Raw genomic sequence first — 20,098 nt, forward strand, 5'->3', positions numbered from 1 at the left:
TCCCACGGTAGCGGTCCGTCGAACCCGGCCCATCGCCGGGCAGCGCCAAGACGTCGGGTCAAGGGGCGGAGTCAGGCGGTCAGTTGAAGGAGTCGCCGCACGAGCACGAGCCGCCGGCGTTGGGGTTCTCGATGGTGAAACCCTGCTTGTCGATCTGGTCGGCGTAGCCGATCTCGGCGCCCTGCAGGTACGGGGCGCTCATCCGGTCGACGGCCAGCTTGACGCCGTTGAACTCCGCGATCACGTCACCGTCGAGGGTGCGGTCGTCGAAGAACAGGTTGTAGCGCAGGCCGGCACAGCCGCCCGGTTGCACCGAGATGCGCAGCGTCAGGTCGTCACGGCCTTCTTGGGCCAGCAGCGACTTCACCTTGGCCGCGGCCTCGTCGGTCAAGACCACGCCCTGAGACTCGGTGGTCGACTGATCCTGGACAGTCATTGCGTCTCCCTATTGCGGTTGATTGGGGGCGGGCTCGCCTCCGCTCGAGGCGTCGAACCCACCGTCACAACGATACCTTGCGCCGGCGTGTTCCCTACTGAGCCGCCGGGCCCGGTGTCCGCGCCGGCCCGCTGCCGATCTGCGCCGCCAGCACGGTGGTCAGACCGATCAGCTGGTTAGCCGCGTCCACCAGGGCTAACCGCACCGAGCCGGCGTGGTCGGCGATCGCCCGGGCGGCGATGACGCCGGCCGATCGCAGCGCCGGTTCGTCCAGGTCGATCTGGCCGGCCAGCACCAGCACCGGCAGCTGCCGCGCCCGGGCCGCCGTGCACAGCGAGCCGATCACCTTTCCGTGCAGCGACTGCTGGTCGATCCGGCCCTCACCGGTGACGATCACGTCGGTGTCGGCGAGCGCTTCGGCCAGACCGGTGTGGCGGGCCACGATGTCCGCCCCGGATTCGGCGGTGCCACCGAGGGCGAGCAGCGCCGCGCCGATTCCCCCGGCGGCGCCGGCCCCGGAGGCGGCGCTCACCTGCCAGCCGGCCGCCGCGTCGAGTTCGGTGGCCCACGCGTTCAGGCGGGTTTCGAGTACGGCCACGGTGGCGGCGTCGGCGCCCTTCTGCGGCCCGAACACCCGCGCCGCACCCCACGGGCCCAGCAGCGGGTATTCGACGTCGCAGGCCGCGATCAGCGCGACGTCTGCGAGCCGCTGCCGGGCGGCGGCCAGACCGCCCAGCGCATCGATGAGGCCCCGCCCGCCGTCGGTGCTGGCGCTGCCGCCGAGCCCGACGACGATCCGCCTCGCCCCGGCACTCAGCGCCGACTCGATGAGCTGGCCCACGCCCCTGCTGTGGGCGGCCAGGGCCGTGCCGGGCGTCGGCGGACCGTCGAGCAGCGCCAGGCCGCAGGCCTGCGCGCACTCCAGGTAGGCCGTCGTGGATGCGGCGTCCCAGAACCACTCGGCATCCACCGGGTCGTCCAACGGCCCGCTGACCCGGCATCGCTGCACCGTGCCGGTGCTGCCCACCACGGCGGCCAGCACCGCCACGAAACCCGGTCCGCCGTCGGACTGCGGGGCGATCACCAGCCGGTCGTGGGGGCGGCTGCGATGCCACCCGGTGGAGATGGCGGCGGCGGCCTGCACCGCGGTCAGGCTCTCGCCGTAGCAGTCCGGCGCGATCAGCACCCGCAGCAGGGGCGTCCCCGAGGCGGCTGAGGCGCCGGCACCGGGGTGGTCAGCCATACCGGCAGGGTATAGAGCCACACGGACGGCGTGGCAGCCCGGGCAAGTAATCTGGCGGGCGTGAAGTTGCCGGGACGCAGGAAAGATGAGGCGGGTTCCGCGGAGGCCGCCGACTCCGTGGGCGGTGCCGTCGACCTCGACAGCGCCGAATCGAGGGGTATCCGCGGCACCGCCCCCAAAGGCCGGCCCACCCCCAAGCGCAACGCGGCGGCCAAACGTCGCGGCCCGGTGGCGCCGGCGCCGATGACCGCCGCGGAGGCCCGGGCCAGGCGCAAGAGCCTGGCCGGGCCGAAACCGAGCAAGGAAGAGCGCCGGGCCCAGAAGGCCGAACGGCGGGAGCGGATGGCCCAGCGCAGGGAGCGGATGCTCGCCGGCGACGAGGGGGCCCTGCTCGAGCGCGACCGCGGCCCGGTGCGCCGCTATGTCCGCGACGTCGTCGACGCCCGCCGCAACCTGCTCGGCCTGTTCATGCCGATGGCCCTGGGTCTGATGTTCGTCATGATGGCGGTCCCGCAGATCCAGTTCTACATCTCGCCGGCGATGATGCTGCTGATGCTCTTGATGGCCGTCGACGGTGTCCTGCTCGCCCGCAAGATCGGCAGGCTGGTCGACACCAAGTACCCCGACAACACCGAAGCCCGGTGGAAGCTGGGGATCTATGCCGTCAGCAGGGCATCGACGCTGCGCCGGATGCGGGCACCGCGCCCACAGGTGCGGCGCGGCGAACGCCTCGGCTGAGTCCGGCTCGGGGGCCGACAGCTTTGGACTTCGCCGAATTCCCGCCGGTCAGCCCGCCTGACGCGACGGCGGCCGCCGCCGCCCGCGCCCGGCAGGACTCGCTGACCAAGCCGCCGGGTTCGCTGGGCCGCCTCGAAGAGCTGTCGGTCTGGGTGGCGGCATGTCAAGGCCGTTGCCCGCCAAGGCAATTCGATAGGGTCCGGGTGGTGGTGTTCGCCGGCGATCATGGCGTGACCCGCGAACGGGTGTCCGCGTACCCGGTGGAGGTGACCGCGCAGATGGCCGCCAACATCGACCGCGGAGGCGCCGCCATCAACGCGCTGGCCACCGCCGCCGGCGCGGGCGTGCGGGTGGTGGACATGGCCATCGACACCGAGGCCGGCGATCTCAGCGCGTACAAGGTGCGCCGGGGCAGCGGCGACATCTCGGCCGAAGACGCCCTGACCGCCGAGGAGACCGTGGCTGCCGTGGAGGCGGGCCGCCGGATCGCCGACGGTGAAGTCGACGCCGGCGCGGATCTGCTCATCCCCGGCGATATGGGTATCGGAAACACCACTGTCGCAGCAACGTTGATCGCGGCAGTGACCGGCGCCGAGCCCGTCGAGGCGGTCGGCCATGGCACCGGCATCGACGACGCGGGCTGGGCGCGTAAGACCGCGGCGGTGCGCGATGCGCTGTTCCGCGCTCGCGCAGTGTCTGATCCGCTGGGATTGCTGCGCTGCTGCGGGGGCGCCGACCTGGCGGCGCTGGCCGGGTTCTGCGCACAGGCGGCCATCCGGCGCACGCCGGTGCTGCTCGACGGCCTGGCATCGACCGCCGCCGCCCTGGTCGCCGAACGGCTGGCCCCGGGCGCCCGGGCGTGGTGGCAGGCCGGTCACCGCTCCCCCGAGCCGGCCCACGCGCTGGCTTGTGCGGCACTGGGACTGGAGCCGATCCTCGACCTGGGGATGCGGCTGGGTGAGGGCACCGGCGCTGCGGTGGCCCTGCCGGTCTTGCGCGCCGCGGTCGCGGCGTTGGCGTCGATGTCCACCTTCGCCGAAGCGGGCGTTTCGGGGCCCGCCGAGGCGACAGACGGAGCCCCCGGGTGATCCGGTCGCTGGCCTCGGCGGTCGCGTTCGGGACGGCCGTCCGGCTGCCCGGCGCCGACGGCCCGCCGGGACGCGGGACGCTGACGGCGTTTCCGATCATCGGGGCCGCCCTGGGGGCACTGGCGGCCGGCGTAGTCTGGGCCGGCGGGTCGGCATTCGGCCCGGGAAGCGCCTTGACCGGGCTGCTCGCGGTGGCGGTGCTGCTGGCCGCCACCCGCGGCCTGCACATCGACGGGGTGGCCGACACCGCCGACGGATTGGGCAGCTATCGGCCGGCGGCGCAGGCGCTGCAGGTGATGCGGGACGGATCGACCGGGCCGTTCGGCGTGGCGGCGGTGGTGCTGGTGATCGGCCTGCAGGCGTTGGCGTTGCCGATGCTGAATGCGGCCGGGATCGTGGTCGCGGTCGGCGCGGGCCGAGTGGCGGCGGTGCTGGCCTGTCGGCGTTCGGTGCCCGCCGCGGCGGGCAGCACGTTGGGCGCCACCATGGCGGGAAGTCAACCGGTGCCGGTGGCCATCACCTGGGCGCTGGTGCTGGCGGCCGGGTCCACGATCGCCGGTTCGGCGCCCTGGCACGGGCCGGTGGCCGTTGCCGTGGCGCTGGGCGGTACGTCGCTGCTGGTCAGGCATTGTGTGCGGCGGCTCGGTGGTATCACCGGCGACGTGCTGGGCGCCACCGTCGAATGGACCACCACCGTGGTCGCGGTGCTGTTGGCCGCGCTCTGACCTCATCTGATAAGTAACATTTCTCCGAACTTTTAGACATTTCTCCCGACGGTTACCTTACTTCCAGAGTAAATTTGGAAAAATCGAACCGGCATTAACATCGGATTCTCCGGGGAGGACGCCATTGGCTCGCCATCACCGCTACAGCAAGAGAAGTCGGGAATCCCGCAAGGCGATGAGCAACGGCGTCACCGACCTACCCGGGTACCCGGACGCCGACGACGCCGCGGCCGAGGACTGGCAATTGACGGCCGACGAACCGGATCCCCCACCCGGCCCGGCCGCCTGATCAAACCGGTTCAGTCCCCCCGCCCAACCGCCACCGCGTTGGCTCTCGGCGCCGGAGCGCGCTAGACCCGCCCGGCCAGCTACCTGCCCGAGCGCCTCCGCGGTTCAGCGAAAATGCCGACGGCACACCCGGGGTGCCGGTTAATCCAGCCGGGCCATCCAGCCGTGGGTGTCGGCGAAGGTGCCGCGCTGGATCCCGGTCAGGGTGTCACGCAGCGCCATGGTCACCTCGCCGGGCTGACCGTCGGCGATGGTGAACTCGCCGTCCGCGGATTTAACCTGCGACACCGGGGTGATGACAGCGGCGGTGCCGCAGGCGAACACCTCGGTGATCTCACCGGAAGCGGCCTTCTTCTGCCATTCGCTGACATCGATCTTGCGTTCTTCGACGCTGAACCCTGCATCAGTGGCCAACTGCAGCAACGAATCCCGGGTGATACCAGGCAGCAGGGAGCCGGACAGCTCCGGCGTGACCAACCGCGCCGACCCGCCGGTGCCGAATACGAAGAACAGGTTCATCCCGCCCATCTCCTCGACGTAGCGCCGCTCGGCCGCATCCAGCCACACCACCTGGTCGCAGCCGTTGTCGGCGGCCTGCGCCTGCGCCACCAGCGACGCGGCGTAGTTACCGCCGAACTTTGCGGCGCCGGTGCCGCCCGGGCAGGCCCGCACGTACTCCGTCGACAGCCAGACGCTCACCGGCTTGATGCCGCCCTTGAAATACGCGCCGGCCGGTGAACCCATCACCAGGCAGCGGTACTCGTTGGCCGGCCGCACTCCCAGGCCCGGCTCGGTGGCGAAGATGAAAGGGCGCAGATACAGCGACTCCTCCCCGCCGGCCGCCGGCACCCAGGACCCGTCCACGGCGATCAGCTGCCGCAGCGATTCGATGAACAGCTCGTCGGGAAGTTCCGGGATCGCCAACCGCCGAGCCGACGCCCGCATCCGCGCCGCGTTGGCCTCGGGCCGGAACGACACGATCGAGCCGTCCGCCCAGCGGTAGGCCTTCAACCCCTCGAAGACCTCCTGCGCGTAGTGCAGGACGATGGCCGAGGGGTCCAGTTCGATCGGCCCGTAGGGCATGACCCGCGCGTTGTGCCAGCCGGTATCGACCGCATAGTCGATCGAGACCATGTGATCGGTGTGATACTTGCCGAAACCCGGTTCGGCCAAAATGGATTCGCGTACCTCGTCGGGAGTCGGGTTCGCTGTGACCGACACGTGGAACTCGAGGAGGCCGCTTTTCATGCAGCGATTGTATAACCGGTGCGCTAGCGAGTTTTTGCCGTCACGAACGGCGGCGCCACCACCTCGCATTCGAGCGCACGGCCCCGCACGTCGACGGTGACTTGCGCACCGTCGTCGATGCCGGCGCCGGCGTCGATCAGCGCCAGTGCGATCCCCGCCTTCAGGGTCGGTGAGAAGGTGCCCGAGGTGGTGATCCCGACCTGCCGGTCACCGTCGAGCACCGCCAGGTCGGCCCGCAGCACTCCCCGGCCCGTGGCGCGCAGCCCGCGCAGCAGCCGGGCCGGGCCGGCCGCCTTCTCCGCCTGCAGTGCCTCGCGCCCGAAGAACGCCTCCTTCTTCCAGCCGATCGCCCAACCGCAGCGCGCCTGCAGCGGCGAGATGTCCGTTGACAGCTCGTGACCGTGCAGCGGGTAGCCCATCTCGGTGCGCAGCGTGTCGCGGGCACCCAAGCCCGCCAGCTCGCCCCCGGCCTGCGCGACCGCCGCCACCAGCGCGTCGAACACCACCTGCGCCGAGTCCCACTCCGGCAGCAGCTCGTAGCCGTGTTCGCCGGTGTAGCCGCTGCGGCATACCCGTACCGGCACACCGGCGTAGCTGGCGTCGGCAAAGGCCATGTAGTCCATCTCGGTCGGCAGCCCCAGGCCGGCCAGCACCTCGGTCGATCGCGGGCCCTGTACCGCCAGTACCGCACGGGAGCGGTGCTCGTCGGTGATCGTCACCCCGGCCGGTGCGACCTCTTTCAGGGCAGCGACCACGGCCGCGGTGTTGGCCGCGTTGGGGACCAGAAAGATTTCGTCGTCGGCGACGTAATAGGCGATCAGGTCGTCGATGACGCCGCCGGATTCGTTGCAGCACAACGTGTATTGCGCCTTGCCCGGCCCTATCCGGTTCAGGTCGTTGGTGAGCGTCGCGTTGATGAAGGCGGCCGCGCCCGGGCCGGCCACGGTGGCCTTGCCGAGATGGCTGACATCGAACAGACCGACCGCGTTGCGGGTGGCGTTGTGCTCGGCCACGGTTCCGGCGTAGGAGACCGGCATGAGCCAGCCACCGAATTCGGCGAAGCTGGCGCCCAGCTCGCGGTGACGCTCTTCTAAGGGCCCGTGTTGCAGTTCGCTCACGACGAGCCAGCCTAATCGGCACACTGGTGTAGGTGGTCGATTGGGACGCGCTCGAGAGCGCCGGAATCGCCGACGCGCGCCGCCGCGCCGGCCTGATCGAGTACCTCGACGGCCTCGGCTTCACCGCCGAGCAGATGGTCGAGGCCGAGCGGCAGGGCCGGCTGTTCGGGCTGGCCGGCGACGTGGTGGGACGCTCCGGTCCGCCCGATTACAGCCTGCGGACCGCCGCCGAGGCGCTGGGAGTACCGGTCGGCGACGTCGAGCGCGCCTGGACGATGCTCGGGCTCCGCGTCGCCAGTGCGGACACACCCGCGCTGAGCCAGGCCGACGTCGACGGGCTGGCCACCTGGATCGAGATGCGATCCAACCTGGGCGAGCCGGTCGAGGGTTTCCTGCGGGTGCTGGGGACGACGATGGCCCGCCTGGCCGAGGCCGAGTCGTCGATGATCCGGATCAGTGAGCCCGACGTGTGGCTGGGCCACACCTTCGACGAACTCGCCACCGCGCGGGCCTGGCGGTCCGTCGCGAGGTTCATCCCTCGCCTCGGCGCGATGATCGACGCCGTTCACCGCCAGCATCAGGTCAGCGCCCGGACGTTCCTCGAGGGGCTGGCCGCCGGGCCGACGGCCAGGACGGTGTGCGGCGTCGGTTTCGCCGACCTGACCGGTTTCACCGCACTGACCCAGGTGCTCACCTCCGAGGAGCTGGCCAACCTGCTCACCGAGTTCGGCGGCAGCGTCTCCGACGTGGTGCATGCCGACGGCGGGCGGGTGGTCAAGTTCATCGGCGACGCCGTCATGTGGGTGAGCGCGAGCGCGGAACTACTGGCCAAGGCGGCGTGCGACCTGGTCAACCACCCCAAAGCCCGCCGGGCGGGTCTGCGGGTGCGGGCCGGGCTGGGCTACGGCGAAGTGCTGGCGATCAACGGCGACTACTTCGGCAACCCGGTGAACCTGGCCGCGCGCCTGGTGGATGCCGCTGCCCCCGGGCAGGTTCTGGCCTGCGCCGGCGTGATCAAGGAATTGCCCGACTGGCCCGTTGTCGAACGGGGGCCGTTGACGCTCAAGGGTTTCGACGACCCCGTTCCGGCATACGAGCTGGTTCTGGCTGCCGGTCGTTAGGGTGGGTGCTTGTGAGCACTCAACCCGGATACCCCGCCCCCACCGTCACCGTCGCCGCCTCGCTGCCCTCCGCCACCGACGACGTCGCCGGCGACGCCGTGCTGATCGTGCCGGTCGTTTCGGCCGGCGACGAGAATGAGCCCGGTGCGGTGGTCGCCGCGACCGTGCCGCCACTCGCCGCCGAGGCGGTCACCGAGATCGAGGCCGGGCTGCGGGCGTTGAACGCCAAGGGCGGCAGCGACCAGGTGAACCGGCTGGTGGTGGCGTCGCTGCCGGTGGCCAGTGTGCTGACCGTCGGCCTGGGTAAGGCCCGCGACTCCTGGCCCGCCGAACTGATCCGGCGTGCCGCGGGCACGGCGGCGCGCTCACTGAACGGCACGGCCGCGGTGATCAGCACGCTGGCCGGGTTACCCGGCGACAGCGCCGACAGCATTGCGGCCGGCGTCGAGGGCCTGCTGCTGGGCGGCTACCGCTTCACCGCGTTCCGCACCGACAAAACCGCCCCGAAGGATCCGGGCCTGCAAACCGTCACCCTGGTATGCACCGCGGCCGACGCCGAAGCGCAGGCGGCGCACGGGGCCGACGTCGCCGCCGCGGTCGCCACCGCACGGGATTTCGTCAACACCCCGCCGAGTCACCTGTTCCCGGCTGAATTCGCCGAGCGGGCCAAGGCGTTGGGCGAATCCGCCGGCCTACAGGTCGAGGTGCTCGACGAGCAGGCCCTCGCCGATGCCGGGTACGGCGGGGTGATCGGAGTCGGCAAGGGCTCCGCGCGCCCGCCCCGCCTGGTGCGGCTGACCCACCGGCCGCAGGGCGTGCCGTCACCGAAGCGGGTCGCGCTGGTGGGCAAGGGCATCACGTTCGACACCGGCGGCATCTCGATCAAGCCGGCCGCCTCCATGCACCACATGACCTCCGACATGGGCGGGGCGGCCGCGGTGATCGCAACCGTGGCGCTGGCCGCCCGCCGCAACCTGCCGGTCGAGGTGATCGCCACGGTGCCGATGGCCGAGAACATGCCGTCGGCCACCGCGCAGCGGCCCGGCGACGTGCTCACCCAGTACGGCGGCATCACCGTCGAAGTGCTCAACACCGACGCCGAGGGCCGGCTCATCCTGGCCGACGCGATCGTGCGGGCCTGCGAGGACAACCCGGACTACCTGATCGAGACCTCGACTCTGACCGGCGCCCAGACCGTGGCGCTGGGTGCGCGCACCCCCGGGGTGATGGGCTCCGACGAGTTCCGGGACCGGGTGGCACGGATCTCCCAGGCTGTCGGTGAGAACGGTTGGCCGATGCCGTTGCCCGACGAACTCAAGGACGACCTGAAGTCCACGGTGGCCGACCTGGCCAACGTCAGCGGGCAGCGGTTCGCCGGGATGCTGGTGGCCGGGGTGTTCCTGCGTGAGTTCGTCGCCGACGGCGTGGCCTGGGCCCATATCGATATCGCCGGCCCGGCCTACAACACCGCGGGCGCCTGGGGTTACACCGTCAAGGGGGGCACCGGCGTGCCGACCCGGACCATGTTCGCGGTGTTGGAGGACATCGCGGCAAACGGCTAGCCGATCCGGGGCGAGATATCTTCTGCGTCAGGCTGTTTCGCGTCCGCGTCGGGATCGAAGCCGTCCACGCCTTTCTGGAACGACAAGGCGGTGCTTTGCACCAGCACCACGGCGGTCAGCAGCACCACCCACAACCAGCCCTCGGCCGGAGTGATGTGCGCGGCCGGATTCACCGTCGGTAACGCCACGACCGAGTGGATCCGCGCGCAGATGACGATGACGATGGTGAGGTAGGGCAGCGCCGTCTGTGTGAAGCGCGAGAACCGGTCGGGCGGTGCCGTGCTACGCCGCCGGGTGGAGCCGAGCCACCACAGCAGTCCGCACCCGCCCAGGATCGTCAGCCCGATCGGGGCGGAGAGCCGATTGGCGTGGTCCCACAACGGCTGAAGTGGTTGCTGCGCCTCGGTCGAACCGAGCGAGATCGCGAGGTCCATGAGCTTTATCTCGGCGAAGCAGACCACGACCGGGGGTACGAGCACCGCCACGATGAACCGCGCATGTTTGGCCAGCGCGGTAGCCGAACTCGAGGCCAGCTGGACCAGTCCGTAGACCAGGATGTAGATCGAGGCAGCAAACATCACGTCGCCGAGCAGCTCTTCGGAGGCCGCTCGTCCCCCGGTCAGGGCGCAGCCCCGTTCGCCGGACAGGATTCCATACTGGAAACTGGCGAAAAGCAGGCCGAGAAATGCAGCGACCAGGGCAATCCCGGTCAATTTCTCATATTCGATGCCCCGGGCGCCGACCGACTTCCCATCCACGCGGTGCCGGTGGGAGCGATCCAGCACCACGGTGACAGCGGCAAACGTGAAGCCCGCTAGGATTCCGGCGATCGCCTGATAGGTACTGGCCACACTCGAGATGTCGAAACCCGACCACAAAACGCAGGATTGGGCACCTGATCCCGTCGGCATCATCGGGATGCTAGCCCACCGACCCGGCCAGAGACCCCTGAAAAGGTGACGACGACGGCGCAATGACAGGATGGTTTGTGGCCCGCGGGAATCCGCCGGGCGCGCCACTCGATGCGTCCCGCTGTGGTAAGCCAGAAGGCGAGCCAGGGCGGCCCACCGACCGACGAGGAGTCAACAGCAATGGCGTTCTCAGTTCAGATGCCGGCACTCGGTGAGAGCGTCACCGAGGGAACCGTGACCCGCTGGCTCAAGAAAGAGGGCGACACCGTCGAGGTCGACGAGCCCCTGCTGGAGGTCTCCACCGACAAGGTCGACACCGAGATCCCGGCGCCGGTGTCCGGTGTGCTGACCAAGATCATCGCCGAGGAGGACGCCACGGTCGAGGTCGGCGGCGAGTTGGCGTTGATCGGCGAGGCCGGCGAGAGCGCCGGAAGCAGCGCGAGCGCCGCAGCGCCCGCCTCGGAGGCGCCGGCGGCGCAACCCGCCCCCGCGGCCGAGCCCGAGCCGGCGGCAGCGCCCGAGCCGGCGACAGCGCCCGAGCCGGCGGCGGCGCCTGAGCCCACGGCGGCGGCACCGGCCGGTGACGGCACCCCGGTCCTGATGCCCGAGTTGGGCGAATCGGTCACCGAGGGCACCGTGACCCGCTGGCTGAAGCAGGTCGGCGACTCCGTCGAGGTCGATGAACCGCTGGTGGAGGTCTCCACCGACAAGGTCGACACCGAGATCCCGTCGCCGGTGGCCGGGACCCTGCTCACGATCACCGCCGGCGAGGACGCCACCGTCGAGGTCGGCGGCGAGCTGGCCAGGATCGGGTCGGCCTCCGGGGCCGCCCCGGCGGCGGCACCGGCGCCCGCACCGGCCCCAGAACCGGCACCCGCGCCCCAGGCCCAACCCGAGCCGACACCAGCGCCGACACCGGCACCGGCGCCGGCGCCGGCGCCGCAGGCTGCACCCGCACCGGCGCCCGAACCGCAGGCTGCGCCCGCCGCCGCACCCCGGCGCGAAACACCGGCGCAGCCCTCCCCCAGCCCCGACGCCACGCCGTACGTCACGCCGCTGGTGCGCAAGCTCGCCGCCGACAACAACGTGGATCTGAGTCAGGTCACCGGCACCGGAGTCGGCGGGCGGATCCGCAAGCAGGACGTGCTGGCCTTCGCGGAGAAGAAGAAGGCACCGGCCGCCCCGGCGCCCGAGCGCGCGGCTGCCCCGGCGCCCGAGCGTGCGCCGGCACCGGCCGCGGCCTCGGCGCTGGCGCACCTGCGCGGCACCACGGCCAAGGCCAGCCGGATCCGGCAGCTCACCGCGAGGAAGACCCGCGAATCCCTGCAGGCCACCGCTCAGCTCACCCAGACCCACGAGGTCGATATGACCAGGATCGTGGCGCTGCGGGCCAGGGCAAAGGCGGACTTCGCCGAGCGCGAGGGCGTCAACCTGACTTATCTGCCGTTCATCGCCCGCGCGGTGATAGACGCGCTCAAGGCGCACCCGAACGTCAACGCCAGCTACAACGAGGAGTCCGGTGAGATCACCTACTACGACGCCGAGCACCTGGGCTTCGCCGTCGACACCGAGCAGGGGTTGCTGTCCCCGGTGATCCACAACGCCGGCGACCTGTCCCTGGCGGGGTTGGCACGGGCCATCGCCGACATCGCCGCCCGGGCGCGGTCGGGCGGCCTCAAACCGGACGAACTGTCCGGGGGCACCTTCACGATCACCAACATCGGCAGCCAGGGCGCGCTGTTCGACACCCCGATCCTGGTTCCGCCCCAGGCCGCCATGCTCGGCACCGGCGCCATCGTCAAGCGGCCGCGGGTCGTCATCGATGAAGCCGGCAACGAGTCGGTCGGGGTGCGGTCGATCTGCTACCTGCCGCTGACCTACGACCACCGGCTGATCGACGGCGCCGACGCCGGACGATTCGTCACCACGATCAAGAACCGGCTCGAAGAGGGCGCGTTCGAGGCAGAGCTGGGCCTGTAGCGGCATCGAGGGCTTTGGGAAGGGCAGCAAGAGGTTTCAGCTGTGGGTAACCTCCTCGTCGCGGTCGCCGGGTCGTCCGGGCTGATCGGGTCCGCCCTGGTGTCGGCCCTGCGTGGCGCCGACCATCGGGTGCTGCGGATCGTGCGCCGGGCACCGGCCAACGACGGCGAGCTGCGCTGGGATCCCGACGCCGGTGACATCGACGTCAACGCCCTGGCCGGCGTCGACGCCGTGGTCAACATGTGCGGGATCGGCATCAGTGACCGGCGCTGGTCGGGGGCCTTCAAACAGAACCTGCGCGACAGCCGGATCACCCCCACCGAGGTGCTGTCGACGGCGGTGGCCGAGGCCGGGGTGCCGGTGCTGATCAACGCCAGCGGGGTCGGCTTCTACGGCGACACCGGCGCCCGCACGGTCGACGAGTCGGCACCGGCCGGCGACGGGTTCCTGGCCCGGCTCACCCGGGACTGGGAGGCCGCGACCGCCCCCGCCCGGGCCGCCGGCGCCCGGGTGGTACTGGCCCGCACCGGTTTGGTGCTGGCCCGCTCGGGCGGGCTGCTGGGCCGGTTACGCCCGTTGTTCTCGCTGGGGCTGGGCGGCCGGCTGGGCAGCGGCCGCCAGTACATGTCCTGGATCAGCCTCGACGATGAGATCCGGGCACTGCGGTTCGCGATGGCCGAGCCCGCGCTCGCCGGTCCGGTCAACCTGACCGGGCCCGCCCCGGTCACCAACGCCGAGTTCACCGCCGCACTCGGCCGGGCGCTGAACCGGCCGGCACCGCTGCTGCTGCCCGGCTTCGCCGCCCGGGCCGCCTTCGGTGAACTCGCCGATGAGGGGTTGCTCGCCAGCCAGCGCGCCATTCCGGCCGCGTTGGAGCAGGCCGGGTTCCAGTTCCGGCACAACACCATCGGTGAAGCGCTCGCCTACGCGACGGCCCGGCCCACGCCGCTGTGACTCCCCCGGACCCCCGCGGGCGGCCGGAGCCCAGCCGGGTAGCCTGCGAGCATGAGGTCCATCCGGTCTGACACCGCGCCGCTCGAGGTGCGTCAGCTCGGCACCGTCGACTACGAGACCGCCTGGCAGTTGCAGCGTGACCTGGCCGACGCCAGGGTGGCTGGTGGCCCGGACACGCTACTGCTGTTGGAGCATCCGCCGGTCTACACCGCCGGACGGCGCACCGAGCCGCACGAACGCCCGCTGGCCGCCATTCACGGCACCCCGGTGGTCGACGTCGACCGGGGCGGCAAGATCACCTGGCACGGCCCGGGTCAGCTGGTCGGCTACCCGATCATCGGACTGACCGAACCGATGGACGTGGTCAATTACGTACGCCGGCTTGAGGAGTCACTTATCGAGGTCTGTAACACCCTGGGCCTCAATACGATTCGTGTCGAAGGGCGGTCGGGGGTTTGGCTGCCGGCCGACGGCGTCCGTCCCGCTCGCAAGGTCGCCGCGGTCGGGGTGCGGGTGGCCCGCGCAACCACCCTGCACGGGTTCGCGCTCAATTGTGATTGTGACCTCAGTGCGTTCGCCTCGATCGTGCCGTGCGGGATCACCGACGCGGGCGTGACGTCGCTCACGGCGGAGTTGGGTTTTGCGACCAGCGTCGACGATGTCCGCCACGCCGTCGCCGGCGCGGTCGTCGACGCCCTGGACGGCGTGCTGCCGGTGCGCGAGCACTTCGAGTCACGCGTAACATCGACCCGGTGAGCGCCGCCCCGGAAGGCCGTAGGTTACGCCGTGCTGAAGCACGTAACGCCGAGACGCCGATCGAGCGCAAACCGTCGTGGATCAAGACCCGCGCCCGGATGGGCCCGAACTACACCGACCTCAAGGGCTTGGTCAAGCGGGAGAAGCTGCACACCGTGTGCGAGGAGGCGGGCTGCCCCAACATCTACGAGTGTTGGGAGGACCGGGAAGCCACGTTCCTGATCGGCGGCGAAGTCTGCACCCGCAACTGCTCGTTCTGCCTGATCAAATCGGGTAAGCCCAGCGAACTCGACCGCGACGAGCCGCGCCGGGTCGCCGAGAGCGTGCAGGCGATGGGCCTGCGGTACTCGACCGTGACCGGTGTCGCCCGCGACGACCTGCCCGATCAGGGTTCCTGGCTCTACGCCGAGACGGTGCGCGCCATCAAGCGGCTCAACCCCTCGACCGGCGTCGAACTGCTGATCCCCGACTTCGGCGGCCGCCCGGACCTGCTCGGCGAGGTGTTCGAGTCACGCCCGGAAGTGCTGGCGCACAACGTCGAAACGGTGCCGCGCATCTTCAGGTTGATCCGGCCCGGGTTCAGCTACGAGCGCAGCCTGAGCGTGTTGACCCAGGCCCGCGACGCGGGGCTGGTCGCCAAGAGCAACCTCATCCTGGGGATGGGCGAGACCGCCGAGGAGATCCGTGAGGCGCTGTCGGCGATGTACGACGCCGGCGCCGAGCTGGTCACCATCACCCAATACCTGCGTCCCAGCGAACGGCACCACCCGATCGACCGGTGGGTCAAACCCGAGGAGTTCGTCGAGCACGCCCGCTATGCCGAGGAGCTCGGATTCGCCGGGGTGATGTCGGGGCCGCTGGTGCGTTCGTCGTATCGGGCCGGCCGGCTCTATCAGCAAGCCGTACAGAACCGGGCGCGTCGCGCCGAGCTGGACGGCACCTCGGCCCGCGGCTGACGCCCCGGCCGGCGGCAAGACCTGCTGCGTATCCTTGGTAGCTATGTCCAGACCCCGCACCCCCGCCGAGAACAAGGCTGCCCGGGCGGCGGCCAAAGCCACCCGCAAGGCCGCCAGCAGGGAGCGTCGCACCCAGCTGTGGCAGGCCTTCCAGCTTCAGCGCAAAGAGGACAAGCGGCTGCTGCCGTACATGATCGGCGCCTTCGTGCTGGTCTCCGGGGTGACCACCGTCCTGGCGCTCAACGGCGGCACGTTCGCCAAGGTGACGACGATCCCACTGGGCCTGGTGCTGGGAGCGCTGGTGGCGTTCGTAATCTTCGGCCGCCGCGCTCAGCGGACGGTGTACCGCAAGGCCGAGGGGCAGGCCGGTGCCGCAGCGTGGGCGCTGGAGAATCTGCGCGGCAAGTGGCGGGTCACCCCGGCGGTATCCGCCACCGGCCAGCTCGACGCGGTGCATCGCGTGATCGGGCGGCCGGGCATCATTTTCGTCGCGGAGGGCTCGGCCTCCCGGCTCAAACCACTGCTGGCCCAAGAGAAGAAGCGCACCGCCCGGCTGGTCGGTGATGTCCCGATCTATGACGTGGTGGTGGGCACCGGCGACGGCGAGGTGCCGCTGGCCAAGCTGGAGCGGTTCCTGACCAAGCTGCCGGCCAATATCTCCACCAAGCAGATGGATTCGCTGGAGTCGCGGCTGACCGCCCTGGGTTCGCGGACCGGTACCGCGGCCATGCCGAAAGGCCCGTTGCCCGGTGGCGCCAAGCTGCGTGGTGTGCAGCGCGCCGTGCGCCGGCGCTAGCTGCTGCGCACTACCGCGGTGGCGGTGGCACGGTCCTGCAGACCGCGACCGTCGGCGTCGACGAACAGCGCCGGAACCACCAGCGCGATCAGCAGTCCGCGTACCACCGCGCGCACGATTCCGACGCCCGGACCGGTGCCGTCGACCGGGACCACCCGCACCCCGCAGGCGTACTGACCCGGCGTGAAGCCGAACAGCCGCAGCGCGGCGATACCGAGCAGCAGCCAGACCACCAGTATCACCGTCGCCAGCCACTCCGGGGTCACCCATCCCAGGGCCACGCCCAGGCCGGCGATCCCGTAGGCCACCAACCAGTCGACGGCCAGGGCCAGCACGCGACGCCCCGTCGGGGCCAGCGAGCCGGCACCGGTGGGCGGCAGACCCAGCCTCTGGCCGGGGGTGCCGTCGGGAGACTGCGGTCCGGCCGACTCGGGACCGGACAGCCACGATGAGAAGGGGCGGCTCATGGTCCCTACGATATGCGGGGGCGGGACCTGACCCGGCTTAGCCGGGTCCTGCCGCCGTTGCGTAACGTCAGCTGCGGCAACCCCGCGGTCCGACCGGGGCTTCCAGCGGAGGAGAGCACTTCTGTGACCGACAAGACGGCCGACGACATTCTCAGACTCGTCGCCGATGAGAACGTGGAGTACGTCGACATCCAGTTCTGCGACTTGCCGGGCATGATGCAGCATCTGACGATCCCCGCGTCCACGCTGGACTCCAGCGTGTTCGAGGACGGGCTGGCCTTCGACGGCTCCTCGATCCGGGGTTTCCAGTCCATCCACGAATCCGACATGATGCTGCTGCCGGACTTCTCCACCGCGCAGATCGATCCGTTCCGGTCGGCCAAGACGCTGAACCTGAACTTCTTCGTGCACGACCCGTTCACCCGCGAGCCCTACTCGCGCGACCCCCGCAACGTCGCCCGCAAAGCCGAGAACTACCTCGCCAGCACCGGCATCGCCGACACCGCCTATTTCGGCGCCGAAGCCGAGTTCTACATCTTCGACTCGGTGAGCTTCGACTCACAGATGAACGGCACCTTCTATGAGGTCGACTCCGATTCGGGCTGGTGGAACACCGGCTCACCGACCGAGATCGGCGGCGGCGTCAACCGTGGCTACAAGACCCGCCCGAAGGGCGGCTACTTCCCGGTGGCACCCAACGACCACTACGTCGACCTGCGCGACGCCATGACCACCAACCTCGCCAACGCCGGCCTGACCTTGGAACGCGGCCACCACGAGTGCGGCTCCGGCGGGCAGGCCGAGATCAACTACCGGTTCAATACGCTGCTGCACGCCGCCGATGACCTGATGCTGTTCAAATACATCATCAAGAACACCGCGTGGGCGCACGGCAAGACCGTGACCTTCATGCCCAAACCGCTCTTCGGTGACAACGGCTCGGGCATGCACGTGCACCTGTCGCTGTGGAAGAACGGCGACCCGCTGTTCTACGACGAGGCCGGCTACGCCGGGCTGTCCGACATCGCCCGGTACTGCATCGGTGGCATCTTGCACCACGCCCCGTCGCTGCTGGCGTTCACCAACCCCACCATCAACTCCTACAAGCGCCTGGTGCCGCACTACGAGGCTCCGATCAACCTGGTCTACAGCCAGCGCAACCGCTCGGCGTGCGTGCGCATCCCGATCACCGGCACCAACCCGAAGGCCAAGCGACTGGAGTTCCGCAGCCCGGACTCCTCGGGCAACCCCTATCTGGCGTTCGCGGCCATGCTGATGGCCGGCATCGACGGCATCAAGAACAAGATCGAACCGGCCGCCCCGGTCGACAAGGACCTCTACGAACTGCCGCCCGACGAGGCCGCCAATATCCCGCAGGCCCCGACCTCGCTGGCCCAGGTGATCGACAACCTGGAAGCCGACCACGAATACCTCACCGAAGGCGGGGTTTTCACTCCCGACCTGATCGAGAACTGGATCCGCTACAAGCGAGACCACGAGATCACCCCGGTCAACCTGCGCCCGCACCCCTACGAGTTCGCGCTGTACTACGACTGCTGAGTCGAGACGCGACGGCACAGTCAGTCGGCCGTCCTGGGCGGTATGTCGTATTACGATTAAATGATGCGGATCACGCCACACGCGCACCGGCTGAGCCTCGCAGCAGCATTAGTCACCGCGATGCTGGCCTGCGCTTCCGCAGCGCACGCCGATTTGGCACCACCCCCGGGCGCCCCCGTCCCCACCGCCGGGCAGGTAGCGGCCATCTCGGGGCAGCTCACCGATCCGAACGTCCCCGACACCGACAAGGCCAAGCTTGTTTCGCGGTCAGAACGCGAGGTTGAACAGGTCCGACGCATCGATCGTGTCGTCGAAAAGGCTGCCGATCCACATGACCGGGATGGATGAAATCGCCGCCGGGATCAACTGGAAGAAGTCGACCCCGAGAATCTGGAGTTCAGCCGAAACCACATCGGGTAGCGAGCCGTCTGCGATCGCAGTGTCGAACACCTGCATGGCGCTGAGCATGGACTCGCCGGCATCCGCCCACTGCTGGTTGAGCGGGGAGAAGAACAGTTGGTCGATCAACTCCGACATGGAACCGGAGTTCGCGAGGATGCTGGATTCGGCCGGCACCAGGTGGTCGTCCACTATGCCCACAGCCCTGTCCAGGATGTCCGGCTGGCGATGAAGTGCCTCAACGGCGGACAGCAAGTCGCCGGACAGATCCGAGTCGGCTATCCCAGAAAAAATATCCTTGGCGTCGAGGAAGTTCGTGCTGGCGCTGATCAACAGGTCGGTCGAATCCGCGCTGCTGCCGGCGACTGCAATACCGGCGAGCTGATCGGCGGCATCGGCCTGGGCGCCGCCGGGCCCGAGCGCCAACGCAACCGCGACGGTACCGCCGATAAAGCCGGCTCCGACACCAAGCCGGCGGACATGACTAGCCATCAGCACAACCCCTTCACCGCCGGTCCCGACACGAACGTTCCGAAGAAATACCGTAGCGTGTGGGCCCCGCCTTCGACGTCGTTGTCCACAGTTGGGGTTTCGTCCACAGCTACGGTGTCGTGCGGGGTGGTGATCGGCTGTGTTGTCGGGGTGGGTTTTTAGCGTCGGGGTATGGCATTAGCACTGAGTGCGGTAGCGGCGCGGCAGCGGATCTGCGCGGCGTCGGATGCCATTGACGCCGCCCAGGAGGTGTTGCGTGAGACGTCTTCGGATCTGGTAGGCAATGTCTTTCGGGTTGAGGTTGCCGACCGGCTCGAGACTCAGGAGCGCATCAATCGCGGGCTGACGTACCGGATCTTCGGTGAGTTGGCTGACCCGCCCGACGGTCAGGGCTCCATCGCGGCGGCGCTTTACTTCGCCTGCGGGCCCGACCATACCGACGCCACCGAAGGAAGACAGCACACCACCGTCACCGAAACCGGCCGCCTGGGCTGGACCAACGGCACCAGCCCACCCCGGATCAACCACGCCCACCACCCCGAAGAACTCCTCCACGGCGACCCCGACCCACCCGAAGAAGACGTCGCCTGAGCCGCGAAACCACTGCGGCTCAATCCATCCCGTCGCGCGCCCAGGCCGGCATGATGAACACGCCCTCGGCCTCCACGGTGACCCCGGAGGCATCGGCGATATGACCGCGGGCGTACGCCTTGATCCCTTCCCGGCGATACACCGAGGCTTCCGCGTGCAGCGGCCCCAGGGGCGTGCCGCGCAGGTACTTGACGGTGATCGTGCCGGTGAACAACGCCTTGGTCATTCCGTCGCTGGCCGCCTCACCCAGCACGTGGTCGAGCACCAAGGCACTCACACCGCCGTGGACCAGCGACGGCGGGCCCTCGTAGGCCGCGCCGAGGTGAAAATCGGACCAGCAGTGACCGTTCTCGCCGTGCTGGATCACCAGCGGCGGGGCGATCGGATTACGCAGACCGATCACGGCGTTACCCCACGCCAGCGGCCGCCCGTCGACGACGTAGCGCAGCCCTGGTGACTCACTGAGAATCCCGGCGCGCAGCCGATCGGTCAGCTGGCGCACCGCAGCGGTCACCTCCCCGACCGTGGTGTCGTCGGCCTGGGTGCGGATGGTGGCGTCGATCAGCTCACGCACCGCCTGCGCCAACGGTCCGTACTGCTGCAACAGCACGGCGCTCTCTTCGGCACTGATCGTGGGCACGTTCGAGCCCGGTCCGAGATCCACCACAG

Annotated in this window: 21 protein-coding genes and 1 pseudogene; 14 read left to right on the forward strand and 8 right to left on the reverse strand. The window is 69.8% G+C overall.

Annotation, left to right across the window (positions count from 1 at the left end; all coding sequences use genetic code 11):
• Positions 1-79: 79 nt before the first annotated feature.
• Both BST28_RS13080 and BST28_RS13085 read right to left on the reverse strand, forming a co-directional pair.
• Entirely contained in the window at positions 80-436 is a 357-nt protein-coding gene (locus BST28_RS13080) for a HesB/IscA family protein (protein ID WP_019737138.1), read from the reverse strand.
• Positions 437-530: 94 nt separating this feature from the next.
• A complete protein-coding gene (locus tag BST28_RS13085; RefSeq protein WP_083081309.1) occupies positions 531-1,679 on the reverse strand; it encodes a glycerate kinase family protein in 1,149 nt (382 codons plus the stop codon).
• 60 nt (positions 1,680-1,739) lie between these two features.
• Here BST28_RS13085 and BST28_RS13090 point away from each other — a divergent pair, with 60 nt between their 5' ends.
• The 4 genes from BST28_RS13090 to BST28_RS24085 all read left to right on the forward strand — a co-directional run bounded on the left by BST28_RS13090 (position 1,740) and on the right by BST28_RS24085 (position 4,519).
• Positions 1,740-2,417 (forward strand): DUF3043 domain-containing protein, encoded by a 678-nt coding sequence (locus BST28_RS13090; protein WP_083081311.1) that lies wholly within the window; start codon positions 1,740-1,742, stop codon positions 2,415-2,417.
• A 23-nt stretch (positions 2,418-2,440) separates the two neighbouring features.
• Positions 2,441-3,505, forward strand: coding sequence for a nicotinate-nucleotide--dimethylbenzimidazole phosphoribosyltransferase (gene cobT, locus BST28_RS13095; RefSeq protein ID WP_083081313.1), 1,065 nt, complete (start codon positions 2,441-2,443; stop codon positions 3,503-3,505).
• Entirely contained in the window at positions 3,502-4,230 is a 729-nt protein-coding gene (locus BST28_RS13100; protein ID WP_083081315.1) for an adenosylcobinamide-GDP ribazoletransferase, read from the forward strand. The genes cobT and BST28_RS13100 overlap by 4 nt, the downstream gene beginning before the upstream one ends.
• Before the next feature lie 124 nt (positions 4,231-4,354).
• Complete coding sequence (locus BST28_RS24085; RefSeq protein WP_162112466.1) at positions 4,355-4,519, forward strand: hypothetical protein; 165 nt, start codon at positions 4,355-4,357, stop codon at positions 4,517-4,519.
• Between the two features lie 140 nt (positions 4,520-4,659).
• Here the strand turns inward: BST28_RS24085 and BST28_RS13105 are convergent, their stop codons facing one another.
• Both BST28_RS13105 and gcvT read right to left on the reverse strand, forming a co-directional pair.
• Complete coding sequence (locus BST28_RS13105; protein WP_019738358.1) at positions 4,660-5,766, reverse strand: branched-chain amino acid aminotransferase; 1,107 nt, start codon at positions 5,764-5,766, stop codon at positions 4,660-4,662.
• 23 nt (positions 5,767-5,789) lie between these two features.
• Positions 5,790-6,884 (reverse strand): glycine cleavage system aminomethyltransferase GcvT, encoded by a 1,095-nt coding sequence (gene gcvT, locus BST28_RS13110; protein WP_019738357.1) that lies wholly within the window; start codon positions 6,882-6,884, stop codon positions 5,790-5,792.
• 32 nt (positions 6,885-6,916) lie between these two features.
• Between gcvT and BST28_RS13115 the strand changes: the two genes are divergently transcribed.
• Together BST28_RS13115 and BST28_RS13120 are read left to right on the forward strand one after the other, a co-directional pair.
• Positions 6,917-8,005: an adenylate/guanylate cyclase domain-containing protein gene (locus BST28_RS13115; RefSeq protein WP_019738356.1), complete on the forward strand. Its 1,089-nt coding sequence runs from the start codon at positions 6,917-6,919 to the stop codon at positions 8,003-8,005.
• A gap of 11 nt (positions 8,006-8,016) precedes the next feature.
• Positions 8,017-9,567 (forward strand): leucyl aminopeptidase, encoded by a 1,551-nt coding sequence (locus BST28_RS13120; RefSeq protein WP_083081317.1) that lies wholly within the window; start codon positions 8,017-8,019, stop codon positions 9,565-9,567.
• Here BST28_RS13120 and BST28_RS13125 read toward each other — a convergent pair.
• Positions 9,564-10,355 carry a hypothetical protein gene (locus BST28_RS13125; RefSeq protein WP_234808281.1) on the reverse strand — a complete coding sequence of 264 codons (792 nt, stop codon included), beginning with the start codon at positions 10,353-10,355 and terminating at the stop codon, positions 9,564-9,566. The genes BST28_RS13120 and BST28_RS13125 overlap by 4 nt on opposite strands.
• Before the next feature lie 303 nt (positions 10,356-10,658).
• Between BST28_RS13125 and sucB the strand changes: the two genes are divergently transcribed.
• Genes sucB through BST28_RS13150 form a run of 5 tightly spaced genes read left to right on the forward strand, consistent with a single transcriptional unit; the run spans position 10,659 to position 15,920 of the window.
• Positions 10,659-12,458 carry a 2-oxoglutarate dehydrogenase, E2 component, dihydrolipoamide succinyltransferase gene (gene sucB, locus BST28_RS13130; RefSeq protein WP_083081321.1) on the forward strand — a complete coding sequence of 600 codons (1,800 nt, stop codon included), beginning with the start codon at positions 10,659-10,661 and terminating at the stop codon, positions 12,456-12,458.
• A 42-nt stretch (positions 12,459-12,500) separates the two neighbouring features.
• Entirely contained in the window at positions 12,501-13,412 is a 912-nt protein-coding gene (locus BST28_RS13135; protein ID WP_019734697.1) for a TIGR01777 family oxidoreductase, read from the forward strand.
• Positions 13,413-13,463: 51 nt separating this feature from the next.
• Positions 13,464-14,168 (forward strand): lipoyl(octanoyl) transferase LipB, encoded by a 705-nt coding sequence (gene lipB / locus BST28_RS13140; RefSeq protein WP_019734696.1) that lies wholly within the window; start codon positions 13,464-13,466, stop codon positions 14,166-14,168.
• Positions 14,156-15,124 (forward strand): lipoyl synthase, encoded by a 969-nt coding sequence (gene lipA / locus BST28_RS13145; protein WP_100226892.1) that lies wholly within the window; start codon positions 14,156-14,158, stop codon positions 15,122-15,124. Before lipB ends, lipA begins: the two co-directional genes overlap by 13 nt.
• A 43-nt stretch (positions 15,125-15,167) precedes the next feature.
• Positions 15,168-15,920 carry a DUF4191 domain-containing protein gene (locus tag BST28_RS13150; RefSeq protein WP_019734694.1) on the forward strand — a complete coding sequence of 251 codons (753 nt, stop codon included), beginning with the start codon at positions 15,168-15,170 and terminating at the stop codon, positions 15,918-15,920.
• On the opposite strand, the gene BST28_RS13155 is transcribed toward BST28_RS13150, so the two are convergent.
• The gene (locus BST28_RS13155; protein WP_019734693.1) at positions 15,917-16,387 is read right to left on the reverse strand and encodes an RDD family protein; all 471 of its coding nucleotides are present in this window, start codon (positions 16,385-16,387) and stop codon (positions 15,917-15,919) included. The genes BST28_RS13150 and BST28_RS13155 overlap by 4 nt on opposite strands.
• Positions 16,388-16,510: 123 nt before the next feature.
• On the opposite strand from BST28_RS13155, the gene glnA reads away from it, so the two are divergent.
• Together glnA and BST28_RS25365 are read left to right on the forward strand one after the other, a co-directional pair.
• Positions 16,511-17,947 carry a type I glutamate--ammonia ligase gene (gene glnA / locus BST28_RS13160; RefSeq protein WP_083081323.1) on the forward strand — a complete coding sequence of 479 codons (1,437 nt, stop codon included), beginning with the start codon at positions 16,511-16,513 and terminating at the stop codon, positions 17,945-17,947.
• 120 nt (positions 17,948-18,067) lie between these two features.
• Positions 18,068-18,295, forward strand: coding sequence for an MTB12 C-terminal domain-containing protein (locus BST28_RS25365; RefSeq protein WP_474630498.1), 228 nt, complete (start codon positions 18,068-18,070; stop codon positions 18,293-18,295).
• Here BST28_RS25365 and BST28_RS13165 read toward each other — a convergent pair.
• Positions 18,215-18,772, reverse strand: a complete 558-nt coding sequence (locus BST28_RS13165) for a hypothetical protein (protein ID WP_019735917.1) — start codon at positions 18,770-18,772, stop codon at positions 18,215-18,217. The genes BST28_RS25365 and BST28_RS13165 overlap by 81 nt on opposite strands.
• Positions 18,773-19,009: 237 nt before the next feature.
• On the opposite strand from BST28_RS13165, the pseudogene BST28_RS25255 reads away from it, so the two are divergent.
• Positions 19,010-19,246 (forward strand): annotated as a pseudogene (locus BST28_RS25255) (HNH nuclease); the annotation flags it as partial.
• 202 nt (positions 19,247-19,448) lie between these two features.
• Here the strand turns inward: BST28_RS25255 and BST28_RS13175 are convergent.
• Positions 19,449-20,093 (reverse strand): PaaI family thioesterase, encoded by a 645-nt coding sequence (locus tag BST28_RS13175; RefSeq protein ID WP_019735915.1) that lies wholly within the window; start codon positions 20,091-20,093, stop codon positions 19,449-19,451.
• Positions 20,094-20,098: the final 5 nt, after the last annotated feature.

Source organism: Mycolicibacter kumamotonensis (genome assembly GCF_002086285.1).
Classification (GTDB): Bacteria; Actinomycetota; Actinomycetes; order Mycobacteriales; family Mycobacteriaceae; genus Mycobacterium; species Mycobacterium kumamotonense.